The organism is Bacillus cereus group sp. MG20 (genome assembly GCF_040459885.1).
Lineage (GTDB): Bacteria > Bacillota > Bacilli > Bacillales > Bacillaceae_G > Bacillus_A > Bacillus_A cereus.
The window spans coordinates 2,924,489-2,940,000 of the sequence record NZ_JARVHF010000001.1; the positions used below are offsets into that span (position 1 = coordinate 2,924,489).

Genomic DNA, 15,512 nt, shown 5'->3' on the forward strand with positions numbered 1-15,512 from the left:
CTCATTAATATAAGGAGGTGCCTGGGAATGAAACTTCATGAATTAAAACCTGCAGAAGGTTCTCGTAAAGTACGTAACCGTGTCGGTCGTGGTATCGGTTCTGGTAACGGTAAAACTGCTGGTAAAGGTCATAAAGGACAAAACGCACGTTCTGGTGGCGGTGTTCGTCTTGGCTTCGAAGGTGGTCAAACTCCATTATTCCGTCGTTTACCAAAACGCGGCTTCACAAACATTAACCGTAAAGAGTTTACTATTGTAAACTTATCAACGTTAAATCGTTTTGAAGATGGTACAGAAGTAACACCTGAATTATTGCTGGAAACTGGCGTTATCAGCAAGTTAAACGACGGTGTTAAAATTCTTGCAAGCGGAGCAGTAGAGAAAAAACTAACTGTTAAAGCGCACAAGTTCTCTTCAAGTGCTAAAGAAGCAATTGAAGCAGCTGGCGGATCAGTTGAGGTGATCTAATGTTTCGTACAATCTCCAACTTTATGCGCGTTGCTGAGATAAGACGTAAAATATTATTCACTTTAGCGATGTTAATCGTATTCAGGATTGGCACGTTTATCCCAGTGCCATTTACAAATGGAGACGTACTGAAAGCACAAGACCAATTAAATGCTTTAGGTATTCTAAATACATTTGGCGGTGGCGCCTTGAAAAACTTCTCCATCTTTGCGATGGGAATCATGCCGTATATTACAGCATCCATCATCGTGCAATTATTGCAGATGGATGTTGTTCCTAAATTTTCGGAATGGTCGAAGCAAGGTGAAATGGGCCGTCGTAAACTAACGCAATTCACGCGTTACTTTACAATTGTTCTTGCGTTTATTCAGGGGTTTGGTATGTCAATCGGTTTTAACGGTATGGTAGGTGGGCAATTAATTTTGAATCCTGGTTGGAGCACTTATTTATACATTGCTACGGTACTGACTGCTGGTACTGCATTTTTAATGTGGTTAGGCGAACAGATTACAGCTAAAGGTGTGGGCAATGGTATTTCCATCCTTATCTTTGGCGGTATTGCTGCAGCGATCCCAAGTGTTATATCTCAAGTGTATCAACAACAGTTTCAAAATATCGGAGATCAATTGTTCATGAGTATCGTTAAAGTTGCATTGATTTTACTAGCTGTGCTAGCAGTTATTGTTGGTGTTATTTTCATTCAACAAGCTGTTAGAAAGATCCCAATTCAATACGCGAAGCGTGTAACAGGAGGGAATGGGAATCATGCTGGAGCACAAAACACACATTTACCGCTTAAGGTAAATAGTGCGGGTGTTATTCCAGTCATTTTTGCTGTTTCATTCTTAATTACGCCTCCAACTATTGCACAGTTCTTCCCGAAACATGATGTATCGCAGTGGATTATTGCAAACTTTAACTATTCTCACCCAGTGGGAATGATCATATATGTTGCGCTCATTGTAGCCTTCACATATTTCTATGCGTTTGTTCAGGTTAATCCAGAGCAAATGTCAGAGAATCTAAACAAGCAAGGTGGATATGTTCCAGGTATTCGTCCGGGTAAGAATACAGAACAATATCTAACAAAAATCTTGTATCGTTTGACCTTTGTAGGATCAATTTTCCTAGCAGCGATTGCAATCTTACCAGTTATCTTTACGAAATTGGGAAATCTTCCTCCATCTGCACAGATTGGTGGAACGAGTATGTTAATCGTTGTCGGCGTTGCTTTAGAAACAATGAAGCAGCTAGAAAGCCAACTGGTAAAACGCCATTACAAAGGGTTTATCAAGCAGTGAGTAAGTGGGAAGAACCATCTTCCCTACATGCTCATGTACTGAGGGGGAACAAGGATGAACTTAATTTTAATGGGGCTTCCTGGTGCTGGTAAAGGTACACAAGCCGAACAGATTGTAGCCAAGTATAACATCCCTCACATTTCAACAGGAGATATGTTCCGTGCAGCTATGAAGGCTGAAACTGAAATGGGTCTACAAGCAAAATCTTTTATTGATAAAGGTGCACTTGTTCCAGATGAAGTTACAATCGGAATTGTTCGTGAACGTTTAAGTCAAGAAGACTGCATAAGAGGTTTCTTACTAGACGGTTTCCCACGAACTGTTGCACAAGCATCAGCTCTTGAAGAGATTATGAAAGATCTTGGCAAAAAAATCGACTATGTTTTAAACATTAATGTGGATTCAGGGTTGTTATTAAAACGCCTTACAGGCCGTCGCATTTGTAAAGAGTGCGGTGCGACTTACCACTTAGAATTCAATCCACCAGCAACAGCTGATGTGTGCGATAAATGTGGTGGCGAATTATACCAACGCTCTGATGACAATGAAGAAACTGTAGCAAATCGTTTAGATGTGAATATTAAGCAAACAAAACCTTTGCTTGATTTCTACGACGAGCTTGGTTACTTAAAAAGCATTAATGGTGAGCAAGATATCAATAAAGTATTTGCTGATATCGATGTTCTCATCGGAGGCTTAGCGTAATGATCATCTGCAAAACTCCTCGCGAGATAGAAATCATGCGAGAAGCTGGCAGAATCGTTGCTTTAACTCATCAAGAGTTGAAACAGCACATTACTCCAGGAATTACAACGAAAGAGCTCGATCAAATAGCGGAAAAGACGATTCAAAAATATGGTGCTACGCCATCTTTTAAAGGATACAACGGATTTCCGGGGAGCATATGTGCTTCTGTAAATGAAGAGCTTGTACACGGAATTCCAGGAAAGCGCAAGCTCAAAGAGGGCGATATCATCAGTATCGATATTGGTGCGAAATACAATGGGTACCATGGAGATTCTGCATGGACGTATCCAGTTGGAAACATTTCTGAATCTGTTCAAAAGCTACTTGATGTCACAGAAAAATCGTTGTATCTTGGTCTAGAACAAGTAAAACCAGGCGAGAGATTATCAAATATCTCACATGCGGTTCAAACCCATGCTGAAGAGAATGGATTCTCGATCGTTAGGGAGTATGTTGGTCACGGAATCGGGCAAGACTTACATGAGGACCCTCAAATCCCGCACTATGGTCCACCAAATAGAGGCCCTAGATTAAAGCCGGGAATGGTCATCTGTGTTGAGCCGATGGTGAATCAAGGAAGACGATATGTAAAAACACTATCTGATGACTGGACAGTGGTAACGGTAGATGGTAAATGGTGTGCCCATTTTGAGCACACGATTGCTCTTACAGAAGCAGGATACGAAATCCTTACCACTTTATAAGTAGCTGGCTCTCCGGGATTTCAGAGCAGTGTAAAATGTTACTGATTTGAAGAAGGGAGAACTATTGAATGGCTAAAGATGATGTAATTGAAGTCGAAGGTACCGTTCTTGAAACGTTGCCAAATGCTATGTTCAAAGTAGAATTAGAGAATGGGCATGTCGTATTGGCTCACGTTTCTGGTAAAATCCGTATGAACTTCATTCGTATTTTACCAGGAGACAAAGTTACGGTAGAATTATCTCCGTACGATTTAAATCGTGGTCGTATTACGTACCGTTTTAAATAATATAGCACTCCGTAATCTTTAAGGAGGTTCGAGACATGAAAGTAAGACCGTCAGTTAAACCAATCTGCGAAAAATGTAAAGTTATTCGTAGACGTGGAAAAGTAATGGTTATTTGTGAAAACCCTAAACATAAACAAAAACAAGGTTAATCAGAAGGAGGTGCATTCAGAATGGCACGTATCGCAGGTGTAGATATTCCTCGAGACAAACGCGTTGTTATTTCTTTAACTTACGTATTCGGCATTGGTCGCACAACTGCTGAAAAAATTCTTACTGAAGCTGGTATTTCTTCAGAAACACGAGTTCGTGATTTAACGGAAGACGAATTAGGACGTATCCGTGATGTTATCGATCGTATTAAAGTTGAGGGAGACCTTCGTCGTGAAGTATCTCTTAACATTAAACGTCTAATGGAGATCGGTTCTTACCGTGGTCTTCGTCACCGTCGTGGTTTACCAGTTCGTGGTCAAAATTCTAAAAACAATGCTCGTACACGTAAAGGTCCACGTCGTACAGTAGCAAATAAAAAGAAATAATAAGTAAAGGAGGTTGAACTAACAATGGCACGTAAAACAAACACTCGTAAAAAACGTGTGAAAAAGAATATCGAAGCTGGTATAGCTCATATTCGTTCTACTTTCAACAACACAATCGTAACACTTACAGATACTCACGGTAACGCGCTTTCTTGGTCTAGTGCTGGTGCACTTGGTTTCCGTGGATCTCGTAAATCTACTCCATTCGCTGCGCAAATGGCTGCTGAAGCTGCTGCTAAAGTTGCAATGGAGCACGGTTTAAAAACTTTAGAGGTTACTGTTAAAGGTCCTGGTGCTGGTCGTGAAGCTGCAATTCGTGCTCTTCAAGCTGCAGGTCTAGAAGTAACAGCAATTAGAGATGTTACTCCAGTTCCTCATAATGGATGTCGTCCGCCAAAACGTCGTCGTGTGTAATTTTTCTGTATAGAATTTTCCCTTTTGTCTATAATGGATATGATGCATTATCGAGAAATTTCGTACAGAAACATCGCTTGTTGTGCACAATCGGGAACTGCCTAAGGGGGACTTTCGGTTAGACAGGGGTTATACCTTTGTTTAACCGGGGTTTCGACGTTTTGAAGGAGGGTTTAGTTAATGATTGAAATCGAAAAGCCGAAAATCGAAACGGTTGAACTTAACGAAGATGCTAAATATGGTAAATTCGTAATTGAACCGCTTGAGCGTGGATATGGTACTACTTTGGGTAACTCCTTACGTCGTATTCTTTTATCCTCACTCCCTGGTGCCGCTGTTACTGCTATCCAAATCGATGGCGTATTACATGAATTTTCAACAGTTGAGGGCGTAGTAGAAGACGTTACGACGATCATCTTAAACTTGAAAAAGTTAGCTCTTAAAATCTACTCTGAAGAAGAGAAGACGTTGGAAATTGATGTGCAGGGCGAAGGTATTGTCACAGCTGCTGATATTACTCACGATAGTGATGTAGAAATCTTAAATCCAGATTTACACATTGCAACGTTAGCAAAAGATGCGCATTTCCGCGTGCGTTTAACTGCAAAGCGTGGCCGTGGGTATACGCCAGCTGATGCAAATAAAAGCGAAGATCAACCAATAGGAGTAATTCCTATTGATTCTATTTATACTCCAGTATCACGTGTGACTTACCAAGTGGAAAAGACACGTGTCGGACAAGTGGCTAATTATGATAAGCTTACGCTTGATGTATGGACGGATGGAAGCATCGGGCCAAAAGAAGCTATCTCTTTAGGTGCCAAAATCTTAACTGAGCATTTAAATATCTTTGTTGGTTTAACTGATGAAGCACAAAATGCTGAGATTATGGTCGAGAAGGAAGAAGATCAAAAAGAGAAAGTTCTTGAGATGACTATCGAAGAACTAGACCTTTCTGTTCGTTCTTATAATTGCCTAAAACGTGCAGGAATTAATACTGTACAAGAGCTTGCGAACAAAACAGAAGAAGATATGATGAAAGTTCGTAACTTAGGACGTAAATCCTTAGAAGAAGTTAAACATAAACTTGAGGAATTAGGTTTAGGTTTACGTAAAGACGACTGAGGATTTAAACCCATGAACAAAGGAGGGAACTACGAATGGCATACAGAAAATTAGGCCGTACAAGTGCGCAACGTAAAGCTATGTTACGTGACTTAGCTACTGATTTAATTATCAACGAGCGCATCCAAACGACAGAAACTCGTGCAAAAGAACTTCGTTCTGTAGTGGAAAAAATGATCACTTTAGGTAAACGCGGAGATCTTCATGCTCGTCGTCAAGCAGCAGCTTTCATTCGCAATGAAGTAGCTAACGCTGAGACTGGTCAAGATGCACTTCAAAAATTATTCGCTGATGTAGCTCCACGCTATGCTGAGCGCCAAGGCGGATACACTCGTATTGCAAAAATTGGTCCACGTCGCGGAGACGCAGCACCAATGGTAATTATCGAGTTAGTATAATGATAATTAAAAGGGCAGGACAGTTCTTTTCAAGAAACTGGTCATGGCCCTTTTTTTTAAATATAAAAATAGGCGAGCTTGGCGAAGGAAAGGGTGCCTTCTATTGAAAAAAGAGAAACTTCGGATAGGAAATATATCATTTCAATATCCTGGGGCAGCCACGTATGCATTAAAAGATGTTTCATTTTCCTTATATGAGGGAGAATGGGTATCTATTATTGGACAAAACGGTTCAGGAAAGTCTACACTTGCAAAATTATTGAATGGTTTGTTTTTGCCGGAAGCAGGGACTATTACAGTAAATGATTCAATGGTTTTATCAGAGGAAACGGTATGGGATGTTCGAAAACAAATTGGAATGGTATTTCAAAATCCAGATAATCAATTTGTTGGAACAACAGTGCAAGATGATGTTGTATTTGGCTTAGAGAATATCGGAATGCCCAGAGAACAAATGATTGAAAGATTAGAACAGGCCTTACGACTTGTTCGTATGGAAGATTTTCTTAATGATGAGCCTCATTCCTTATCTGGTGGGCAAAAGCAGCGAGTGGCAATAGCGGGCGTTTTAGCACTTCAGCCATCTATTTTAATATTAGATGAAGCAACGTCAATGTTAGATCCTCAAGGAAGACGTGAAGTAGTAGAAACGGTTAGACAACTTGTTAATCAAAAAGGTATTACTGTGCTATCAATTACGCACGATTTAGAAGAAGCGGCACAGTCAGATCGTGTCATTATTTTAAATAAGGGAGAAATATTAGAGGAAGGGACTCCAGAGAAAATTTTCAAGTCCTCTCATATGCTCCAAGAAATTGGCTTAGATGTACCGTTTTCGGTGAAAATAGCAGAATTATTAAAAAGAAATGAAATTATTTTGCAAAATACGCATCTTACAATGGAAAGCTTGGTGAACGAACTTTGGAGATTACATTCCAAAAAGTAGAACATCGTTATCAATATAAAACTCCATTTGAAAGACGCGCACTTTATGATGTAGACGTGTCGTTTCCAAGTGGGGGCTATTATGCCATTATCGGTCATACTGGTTCAGGTAAGTCGACGATGATTCAACATTTAAATGGTTTATTGCAGCCGACAAATGGTACAGTTCAAATTGGTGAACATTTGATTTCGGCAGGAAAGAAAGAAAAAAAGCTAAAGCCACTACGTAAAAAAGTAGGGGTTGTCTTTCAATTCCCAGAACATCAGTTGTTTGAAGAGACTGTGGAGAAAGATATTTGTTTCGGCCCTACTAATTTTGGGGTATCTGTAGAAGAAGCGAAGCAAAAGGCAAGAGAGGCAATTGAACTTGTAGGGTTAGAGCCAGAACTGTTAACACGTTCACCGTTTGAGTTAAGTGGCGGGCAAATGAGGCGTGTTGCGATAGCGGGTGTATTGGCGATGGAACCTGAAGTGCTTGTATTAGATGAACCTACAGCAGGTCTAGATCCAAAAGGGCAGAACGAACTTATGCAGATGTTTTATAAGTTGCATAAGGAGAAGGGGCTTACAGTTATCCTTGTAACGCATAATATGGAGGATGCCGCTCAGTATGCGGAGCAGATTGTAGTTATGCATAAAGGAACGGTCTTTTTGCAAGGAAGTGCAGAGGAAGTATTTTCACATGCTGATGAACTAGAGAAAATTGGTGTGGATCTTCCTATGTCATTAAAGTATAAACGTGCAATTGAAGAGAAGTTTGGTATTTCAATTCCAAAGGCTACCTTATCTTTAGAGGATCTTACTCATGAAGTTGTGCAGGTGTTACGAAAAGGTGGTCATGAATCATGCAGCAGTTGATTATTGGGAGATATATCCCGGGGAATTCACTTATTCATCAACTTGATCCACGTACGAAGCTGCTGATTGTCTTTTTATATGTATTTGTTGTTTTCTTAGCAAATAATGCGATTTCATATGGATTTTTATTTTTATATGCACTCATTGCTTTATTTTTTGCAAAAGTGCCGATTCGTTATGTACTTTCGGGCTTAAAACCAATTTTATGGATTTTTCTTTTTACATTTTTCCTGCATATTTTTACAAATAAAGAGGGGGATGTACTACTCCAGCTTGGTTGGTTTTCGATACATGAAAAAGGATTAGAGCAAGGGATATACATTTCTGTACGATTCTTCGTTATTATTTTAATGACGACATTATTAACGTTAACGACGACACCTATTGAAATTACAGATGGTTTGGAGACGTTATTAAAGCCGTTGAAGCGTATAAAGGTTCCTGTTCATGAAATCGCATTAATGATGTCAATTTCTCTTCGTTTTATTCCGACATTAATGGATGAAACGAGTAAAATAATGAAAGCACAAGCATCACGTGGTATTGATTTCGCTGGGGGACCGATAAAAGATAGAATGAAAGCTATTATCTCACTGCTTGTTCCTCTGTTTATCAGTGCTTTTAAGCGTGCAGAGGACTTAGCTATTGCGATGGAAGCTCGTGGATATCAAAGTGGTGAAGGACGTACTAAATTTAGGCAACTACGCTGGAAAACAAGCGATACAGTAACGATTGTAAGCTTATTTTGTTTAGCTTGTATTTTGGCATGGGTGCGATCGTAATGGAGAATAGAGAAATGGATAGAATAAAATGTACGGTTGCATATGATGGCATGCATTTTTGTGGTTATCAAATTCAGCCGAAGCATCGTACTGTTCAACAGGAGATAGAAAAAGCATTACAGAAATTGCATAAGGGAGAACTTGTTCGTGTTCAGGCATCTGGTAGAACAGATTCTACGGTTCATGCAAAAGGACAAGTCATACACTTTGATACTCCTTTGTCTCTTGAAGAGTGGCAATGGAGTAACGCTTTAAATACAATGTTGCCAGATGATATTGTTATTAGGCAAGTAGAGAAAAAAACAGAAGAATTTCATGCACGTTACGGTGTTGAGAAAAAAGAATATCGTTATCGTGTATTCTTATCGAAGACTGCGGATGTATTCCGTAGAAATTACGTATATCAATATCCATATCCGCTCGAAATCAAAAAAATAAGAAAAGCAATTCCGTATTTTATTGGAACGCATGATTTCACTTCTTTTTGTTCAGCAAAAACTGACAAAAAAGATAAAGTGCGAACAATTTATGAAATCGAGTTAATTGAGCAAGACGATGAATTAATTTTTCGTTTTGTAGGTAATGGATTTTTATATAATATGGTCAGAATTATTGTTGGTACGTTACTTAACGTAGGGCAAGGAAAGCTTGATCCTGATAGCATTCCAGAGATTTTAGCGAAACAAAATCGTCAGTTTGCTGGAAAGATGGCTCCAGGTCATGGGCTTTACCTATGGGAGGTAAACTATAACAACTAATCCTGGTGTAACATTTGCTTGACATTAGAAACTCAAAAGTATATCATAACATATGGTATTGTTTCTAAAACCACGATTAGCCCCGGAAGGAAATCGTGTTTAAGATAAACAATAGATTTTTTCTATGGAAAAGATAACGAGGAGGGAAACACATGCGTACGACTTTTATGGCAAAAGCTAACGAAGTTGAGCGTAAATGGTATGTGGTTGATGCTGAAGGTCAAACTTTAGGTCGCCTATCTACTGAAGTAGCATCCATTTTACGTGGTAAAAACAAACCTACATTTACACCACACGTTGACACGGGTGATCATGTAATTATTATTAACGCTGAGAAAATTCATTTAACAGGTAATAAATTAAACGATAAAATTTACTACCGTCACACTAACCACCCAGGTGGACTTAAGCAAAGAACAGCTCTTGAAATGCGTACAAACTACCCTGTACAAATGTTAGAGCTTGCAATTAAAGGCATGCTTCCAAAAGGACGCTTAGGCCGTCAAGTTTCTAAGAAACTTAACGTGTATGCTGGAGCAGAGCATCCACACCAAGCACAAAAACCAGAAGTTTACGAACTTCGCGGATAATTAATTAAAGGAGGGCTTACTTTGGCACAGGTTCAATACTATGGCACTGGACGTCGTAAGAGTTCAGTAGCGCGCGTACGCCTAGTTCCAGGCGAAGGACGCGTTATCATTAACGGTCGTGATTTTGAAAACTATATCCCATTTGCTGCATTACGTGAAGTAGTGAAACAACCTCTAGTTGCAACAGAAACTTTAGGTAACTACGATGTACTTGTAAACGTAAATGGTGGTGGATACACTGGTCAAGCTGGTGCTATTCGTCACGGTATTTCTCGCGCTTTATTAAAAGCTGATCCAGAATACCGTCTAACACTAAAACGTGCAGGTCTATTAACTCGTGACGCACGTATGAAAGAGCGTAAAAAATACGGTCTTAAAGGCGCACGTCGTGCACCTCAGTTCTCAAAACGTTAATTTTTGCGAACTAAAAACCCCAACCATTTTGGTTGGGGTTTTTTTATGTTTCATTCCTCTTTTGTAATTTTTATAGCTTGGAATATTTTAGTGCTACCGCCGCGCGTATGCTTCTTCTTTAGAAGTTTAGACTAATACGTATTAGGGAGGTTTATAAGTACTATGAATGTCATTGTCAGCTTACAAGAAAAACAAAAAGAAAAGCAGTTAAAATACGAGCGGAAGATGTTGCGGGAATTATCATTAAAAACATTACGTTCAAATATTCGTGATGCCTTTCAAATGCAAGAGCTTCATCGTCAGTATGAAGATTACTGTATTGAATTAGGGATAGAATCTTATTTATTAGGAGCGAGATATAGTAAATTTGGTTATTATGGTGAATCGTTTTTTGATGTGAAATATAGAGCTTTAGAAGAAGAACAACAATTAACTGAAACGCTATTTCAATTTTTAACGAGTATGACTATGCGAGAAATAAAGTTGAAAGATGAGGAATTACTTTTTGAATCTTGTCAGCAGTTTATAGGATTGTGGTGGCAAGAAGGGTATGAAAAAGGTGAAAGAAGATATCGATTAAAGCTTCATTAAGACAAGCATAAACTTTCCTCTTGTCCCATATAAGTAATTAGAGGGACTAGCTGGAGGAGGAAAGGTATGAAGAGAATTCGAATTATCTCTTTTGCACTCGCTGCGGTTGTATTGTTTTTTTTAGTCAAACAAGAATTTCAAATTACAAAATCGTGGCGAGCTTGGAATTTACCCTTATCAGGGAAAGTAATTGTATTAGATGCTGGGCATGGTGGACCAGATGGAGGGGCTGTTGGAGGAAAGGATATTATAGAAAAGGATATTACGCTTGAAATTACAAAAAAGGTACAAGACTATTTACAAGAACAAGGTGCACTAGTTATTTTAACGCGTGAGGGAGATTATGATTTAGCTAACAAAGATACAAAGTCATATAGTAGACGTAAAGCAGAGGATTTAAAAAAACGTGTAGAAATCATCAATAAACCTGATGTAGACTTTTTTGCAAGTATTCATTTAAATGCTTTAACTAGTAGTGGATCGAAGGGCGCACAAACGTTCTATTACCGCTCTTCAATTGAAAATGAACGTGCTGCAAAATTTATACAGGCTGAATTGAGAACAAGTTTAGAGAACACGAATCGTTCTGCTAAGACAATTTCGCATGTGTATTTATTAAAGTATTCTAAAACACCAGGTGCTTTAATTGAAGCCGGCTTTTTATCGAATGTGAACGAAAGGTATATGTTAAATTCGGAGAAATACCAGCAAAAGGTAGCAGCTGCAATATACCGAGGTATATTACGCTATTTCACGGAAAAAGGAAATCCTCCAGAATAAGGAGGATTTTTTTGAGTTTCTCTCGTTAACGAAGTTTTCGGAAAATATGTTATACTGGAAATGTAAACGCATTTATTTCAAGGATAAGCAGAGATAAATTCAATTAACATTACGTTATTTTTCATACAGGGGGCTGGGCTAATTATGGTAACGAAAGAACAAGTGGTTGAAGCGTTAGAAGGGATTGTAGATCCGTTTTTACATAAAACATTAAAAGAAACAAGTGCAATTAAAGAGGTAACAGTCAAGCCTGAGAAGGAACATGTGAGTGTCAAAATTGCAATCGTAAAAACTAGTACAGCGGAACAAATGCAGTTGCAGTCTGGAATTGTAAAGTTATTAAAAGAGCTTGGAGCAGCAACAGTTGGACTTCGTTTTGCAGAATTTACAGAAGAGGAATTAGCTCAGTTTGCACCAGAACAAGAAGCAGAGCAAAGTGAATCTTTATTGTCACCAAATTCAAAAACGACATTCTTAGCAGTAGCGAGTGGAAAAGGTGGCGTGGGAAAATCAACCGTTTCCGTTAACCTTGCAGTTGCTTTAGCTCGTTTAGGAAAAAAAGTTGGTATTATTGATGCGGACATTTACGGTTTTAGTGTGCCAGACATGATGGGGATAGAAAAACGTCCCATCGTAAGAGGTGACAAGATAATTCCGGTGGAACGTTTAGGTGTAAAGGTAATCTCAATGGGCTTCTTTGTAGAGGATAATGCACCAGTTATTTGGAGAGGACCTATGCTTGGGAAAATGTTAAACCATTTCTTCACAGAAGTAGAATGGGGCGATTTAGATTATTTAGTATTAGATTTGCCACCAGGCACAGGTGATATTGCGTTAGATGTGCACTCAATGTTGCCATCTTGCAAAGAGATTATTGTAACGACGCCGCATCCAACAGCTGCGTTTGTAGCAGCGCGTGCTGGAGCGATGGCATTACGCACTGAACATAGTATTCTCGGTGTTGTTGAGAACATGGCATATTTTGAAAGTAAGGTAACTGGTGAGAAAGAATATGTATTTGGAAGAGGCGGGGGAGATAAGTTAGCTACCGAACTACAAACGAATGTTCTTGGGCGTATTCCGCTGCAACAACCCGATTGGAATAAAGAAGACTTTGCTCCTTCGGTATATGAAGATACACATACAACCGGCATTATTTATAGTAAAATAGCTGAAACAGTAATTGATAAAACAGCTGTTACACCAAAATAAAGCGAAACTTTAATCAGTGGGGCTCATCTGTTACTGGCAACAACTAGTAAACCTTTCGCTTAACTAGAGGGCCATTTTGTCTGTTAATAGCAAGATAAAGTAATAACGAGTGGACAATTTATACATTGTCCACTCGTTATTATAGTTATTATTTTTACTGTTCTTCCTTCTTCTCGCCTTGAGAACCGCCGTCACCGCCTGCTTCTTTCTTATCAGATCCACCTTTTTCAGCCTTTTGTACACCTTTACTAATGATATCAATCATCTTGGCTTGGAAGAGTGGACTTTCAGTAGTTTCTATTAGTACTTGTTGTAGATATTGACGGTATTCTTTACTCTTCATTGTTTGTAACATCATTTTTTCTACTTCGGGATTTTTCATAATTTCTATAACGCCTGCTTGGTATTCAGGGTCTTTTAATAAGGTTTTCATTAATTGGGTTTGTTCTTTCCCCATACTTTTAGCAAACTTTGATGAGAACTCAGGATCTTTAAAGAGCTTTTCCCAGAATTGTTGCCCTTTATCGGATACCATGGCATCTTCAATCGTTTTCTTTACTACTGTTTCATCTAGTATGAGTGCTTGTTTCATTTTTTCATCAGTTAATACATCTTGAATAGCTTTCTTACCTTGATCTGTTTTTAAAATATCAACAATCATTTTCTTTGTTTGATCGTAATCTAGTTCGGATTTCGTTTCTTTTCCTTGTGCGCATGCTACAAGTGCGATAAGTAGAAAAGAAGAAACGAAAATGAATAGTATCCGTTTCATAAGTTGGAACTCCTTTCAGCACAGTTCTCTCTTTTTAATATAAATATCTTTAAGGAATTTATACATGAACATGGCTAGCTTTTTGAAATTGTCATTGATACAATTTAATTAGAAATATAAGGATAATGGGGGATGTGTTGTGAATAGCCGCAAGTGGGTACGACTATTTTTAACGACGTTGTTTCTTGGTGGGATTAGCACAGTTATTATTGGTTTTGTTTTGGAGTGGGACAGGTATGATGAATTTTTTCAAAATTTCGACGTTAAGGAGATTTTAGCGGTATCTTTCTGGTTGATGGGTGTAGGATTTATTTTTAGCGTTATAAGTCAAATGGGATTCTTTGCATATTTAACAATCCATCGTTTTGGACTAGGGATGTTTCGCTCATCGTCTTTATGGAATGCAGTCCAGCTCTTCTTTATTACATTCGTATTATTTGATTTTGTGTATTTAAGATCTGTACTTATTGCAAATGGGGAAATCTCATTGGGGAATAACATACTTGTTGCTGGAATTTTATTTGTGTTTGGAGCAATTGTTGCTTATGTAAAAAGTAAAGAAACAAATAAAAAAGCATTTGTGCCAGCTCTGTTCTTTATGGTTGTTGTAACGATTCTTGAATGGGTACCGGCGCTTCGGATTAATGATACAGATTGGTTATATTTAATGGTTATACCGCTATTGTTATGTAATGCATATCAATTACTTGTATTACATCGTTTAATCGGAAAAACGAGTAAATCTGCTTAATAGAGAGAGGTTTTATATATCAGCAGTTATATTATTGGAAATGGTGTGATTAAAAAAGCTCTACCACCTTTTTGAAAGGTAGTAGAGCTTTTTATACGTGAAGAGTAGTAGGGACGAAGCTATTTCACATCTTCACTTTTCGTACTTGTGTTGGAAATAAGTTGTGATACGGATATTTGCTCATATCCATCACTTTTTAATTTTTGCAGAAGCAGCGGTAAAGCTCTATTTGTTTGAAGGGCAGAATCGGATGCGTGTAATAAGACAATATCTCCACCTTTCAAATTATTAGAGACGGTGGAAACGATGTGATTTACACCTGGGTTTTTCCAATCGTTGGAATTATTACTCCAATGCACGACGGTGTATCCAAGTGATTCTGCAATTTTAAGGGTTGCCTTGTTAAATTCGCCACTAGGTGGACGTAACAGCTTGACTTGTTTTACCCCAAGTTTTGTAAAAACATCTTGTGCTCGTAAAAGGTCTCGTCTTATTTCATTCGTCTCTAGAGAAGTATAGGATGTGTAATTGTAACCCATACTACCGATTTCGTGTCCATCTTTCATGATGCGCTCTACAATATCGGGGTGTCTTTCGGCCCATGCAGCAGAAAGGAAGAAGGTTGCATTCTTAATTTGTCTTTCTTTAAGAGTATCAAGGATTGGAATTGCTTTTTTGTCTCCCCAACTAATATCAAACGTAAATGCAACTTGCTTTTTAGCGGTATCTCCTTTGTAAATTACTTTAGGACCTGTAGCAGTTGAAAAAGCAGATTCATGTGAATATGTTTTTAAAAAGAGTAGCCATGCTGTAAATAAGGAAAGTATCACTATTAAGCTAATGTGTTTAAAAGTTCTCTTACTCGTAATAAAAAAGAAAAACATAATATTACGCCCCTTTGTCCAATCCTTTTCAGTTACATATATGCTGTAAATATAAAAAAGAGAACAAAGGATTAATATCGTAAGTAGTGGATATAATGAATGATAGGATTGTAATAAGTGAAAATGAGCGAAACGTTTATTGTTACGTAAGGAATTATTGAGGTGATCATTTGCTTGGGCTGATGTTGACAAAAG

23 protein-coding genes (1 of these 23 cut by a window edge) are annotated in these 15,512 nt (G+C 38.3%); 21 read left to right on the top strand and 2 right to left on the bottom strand.

Annotated elements, in window-relative coordinates; all coding sequences use genetic code 11:
- The first annotated feature begins 27 nt into the window (after positions 1-27).
- The 19 genes from rplO (at position 28) to QCI81_RS15135 (ending at position 12,910) form a co-directional block, all read left to right on the top strand.
- The gene (gene rplO / locus QCI81_RS15045; protein ID WP_000766083.1) at positions 28-468 is read left to right on the top strand and encodes a 50S ribosomal protein L15; all 441 of its coding nucleotides are present in this window, start codon (positions 28-30) and stop codon (positions 466-468) included.
- Entirely contained in the window at positions 468-1,769 is a 1,302-nt protein-coding gene (gene secY / locus QCI81_RS15050; protein WP_000490118.1) for a preprotein translocase subunit SecY, read from the top strand. Before rplO ends, secY begins: the two co-directional genes overlap by 1 nt.
- 54 nt (positions 1,770-1,823) lie before the next feature.
- Positions 1,824-2,474 (top strand): adenylate kinase, encoded by a 651-nt coding sequence (locus QCI81_RS15055; RefSeq protein ID WP_075717709.1) that lies wholly within the window; start codon positions 1,824-1,826, stop codon positions 2,472-2,474.
- Complete coding sequence (map, locus tag QCI81_RS15060) at positions 2,474-3,220, top strand: type I methionyl aminopeptidase (RefSeq protein WP_000582539.1); 747 nt, start codon at positions 2,474-2,476, stop codon at positions 3,218-3,220. The genes QCI81_RS15055 and map overlap by 1 nt, the downstream gene beginning before the upstream one ends.
- 68 nt (positions 3,221-3,288) lie before the next feature.
- A complete protein-coding gene (gene infA / locus QCI81_RS15065) occupies positions 3,289-3,507 on the top strand; it encodes a translation initiation factor IF-1 (RefSeq protein ID WP_001029884.1) in 219 nt (72 codons plus the stop codon).
- Positions 3,508-3,542: 35 nt separating this feature from the next.
- Positions 3,543-3,656 carry a 50S ribosomal protein L36 gene (rpmJ, locus tag QCI81_RS15070; RefSeq protein ID WP_000868344.1) on the top strand — a complete coding sequence of 38 codons (114 nt, stop codon included), beginning with the start codon at positions 3,543-3,545 and terminating at the stop codon, positions 3,654-3,656.
- A 21-nt stretch (positions 3,657-3,677) separates the two neighbouring features.
- Positions 3,678-4,043, top strand: coding sequence for a 30S ribosomal protein S13 (gene rpsM, locus QCI81_RS15075; RefSeq protein ID WP_000090792.1), 366 nt, complete (start codon positions 3,678-3,680; stop codon positions 4,041-4,043).
- A gap of 24 nt (positions 4,044-4,067) precedes the next feature.
- The gene (gene rpsK, locus QCI81_RS15080; RefSeq protein ID WP_000101797.1) at positions 4,068-4,457 is read left to right on the top strand and encodes a 30S ribosomal protein S11; all 390 of its coding nucleotides are present in this window, start codon (positions 4,068-4,070) and stop codon (positions 4,455-4,457) included.
- Between the two features lie 180 nt (positions 4,458-4,637).
- Positions 4,638-5,582, top strand: a complete 945-nt coding sequence (locus tag QCI81_RS15085; protein WP_000569643.1) for a DNA-directed RNA polymerase subunit alpha — start codon at positions 4,638-4,640, stop codon at positions 5,580-5,582.
- Positions 5,583-5,617: 35 nt separating this feature from the next.
- Positions 5,618-5,980: a 50S ribosomal protein L17 gene (gene rplQ, locus QCI81_RS15090; RefSeq protein ID WP_000331490.1), complete on the top strand. Its 363-nt coding sequence runs from the start codon at positions 5,618-5,620 to the stop codon at positions 5,978-5,980.
- A gap of 103 nt (positions 5,981-6,083) precedes the next feature.
- Positions 6,084-6,926, top strand: coding sequence for an energy-coupling factor ABC transporter ATP-binding protein (locus QCI81_RS15095; RefSeq protein ID WP_000711762.1), 843 nt, complete (start codon positions 6,084-6,086; stop codon positions 6,924-6,926).
- The gene (locus tag QCI81_RS15100) at positions 6,902-7,783 is read left to right on the top strand and encodes an energy-coupling factor ABC transporter ATP-binding protein (RefSeq protein WP_000406539.1); all 882 of its coding nucleotides are present in this window, start codon (positions 6,902-6,904) and stop codon (positions 7,781-7,783) included. Before QCI81_RS15095 ends, QCI81_RS15100 begins: the two co-directional genes overlap by 25 nt.
- Entirely contained in the window at positions 7,771-8,565 is a 795-nt protein-coding gene (locus tag QCI81_RS15105) for an energy-coupling factor transporter transmembrane component T family protein (protein ID WP_001186530.1), read from the top strand. The genes QCI81_RS15100 and QCI81_RS15105 overlap by 13 nt, the downstream gene beginning before the upstream one ends.
- Before the next feature lie 14 nt (positions 8,566-8,579).
- Positions 8,580-9,323, top strand: coding sequence for a tRNA pseudouridine(38-40) synthase TruA (gene truA, locus QCI81_RS15110; RefSeq protein ID WP_064531903.1), 744 nt, complete (start codon positions 8,580-8,582; stop codon positions 9,321-9,323).
- Between the two features lie 152 nt (positions 9,324-9,475).
- Positions 9,476-9,913 (top strand): 50S ribosomal protein L13, encoded by a 438-nt coding sequence (gene rplM, locus QCI81_RS15115; protein ID WP_001260795.1) that lies wholly within the window; start codon positions 9,476-9,478, stop codon positions 9,911-9,913.
- 21 nt (positions 9,914-9,934) lie between these two features.
- Positions 9,935-10,327, top strand: coding sequence for a 30S ribosomal protein S9 (gene rpsI / locus QCI81_RS15120; protein WP_000079986.1), 393 nt, complete (start codon positions 9,935-9,937; stop codon positions 10,325-10,327).
- Between the two features lie 162 nt (positions 10,328-10,489).
- A complete protein-coding gene (locus tag QCI81_RS15125) occupies positions 10,490-10,918 on the top strand; it encodes a DUF2521 family protein (RefSeq protein WP_001101005.1) in 429 nt (142 codons plus the stop codon).
- Between the two features lie 66 nt (positions 10,919-10,984).
- Positions 10,985-11,698 (top strand): N-acetylmuramoyl-L-alanine amidase CwlD, encoded by a 714-nt coding sequence (gene cwlD, locus QCI81_RS15130; RefSeq protein ID WP_000822439.1) that lies wholly within the window; start codon positions 10,985-10,987, stop codon positions 11,696-11,698.
- A 144-nt stretch (positions 11,699-11,842) separates the two neighbouring features.
- On the top strand, positions 11,843-12,910 hold the full coding sequence (locus tag QCI81_RS15135; protein WP_071732201.1) for an Mrp/NBP35 family ATP-binding protein: 1,068 nt from the start codon (positions 11,843-11,845) through the stop codon (positions 12,908-12,910).
- A gap of 154 nt (positions 12,911-13,064) precedes the next feature.
- On the opposite strand, the gene gerD is transcribed toward QCI81_RS15135, so the two are convergent.
- Positions 13,065-13,682 (bottom strand): spore germination lipoprotein GerD, encoded by a 618-nt coding sequence (gene gerD / locus QCI81_RS15140; protein WP_071732202.1) that lies wholly within the window; start codon positions 13,680-13,682, stop codon positions 13,065-13,067.
- 139 nt (positions 13,683-13,821) lie between these two features.
- Between gerD and kbaA the strand changes: the two genes are divergently transcribed.
- Entirely contained in the window at positions 13,822-14,433 is a 612-nt protein-coding gene (gene kbaA, locus QCI81_RS15145) for a KinB signaling pathway activation protein KbaA (protein ID WP_071732203.1), read from the top strand.
- A 119-nt stretch (positions 14,434-14,552) separates the two neighbouring features.
- Here the strand turns inward: kbaA and pdaB are convergent, their stop codons facing one another.
- Positions 14,553-15,317: a polysaccharide deacetylase family sporulation protein PdaB gene (gene pdaB, locus QCI81_RS15150; protein ID WP_000464717.1), complete on the bottom strand. Its 765-nt coding sequence runs from the start codon at positions 15,315-15,317 to the stop codon at positions 14,553-14,555.
- A gap of 170 nt (positions 15,318-15,487) precedes the next feature.
- Between pdaB and QCI81_RS15155 the strand changes: the two genes are divergently transcribed.
- Positions 15,488-15,512, top strand: the 5' end (the start) of a protein-coding gene (locus QCI81_RS15155; RefSeq protein WP_000901145.1) for a hypothetical protein. It continues 194 nt past the right edge of the window; the window shows 25 of its 219 coding nt (coding positions 1-25); its start codon is at positions 15,488-15,490; its stop codon lies beyond the right edge, outside the window.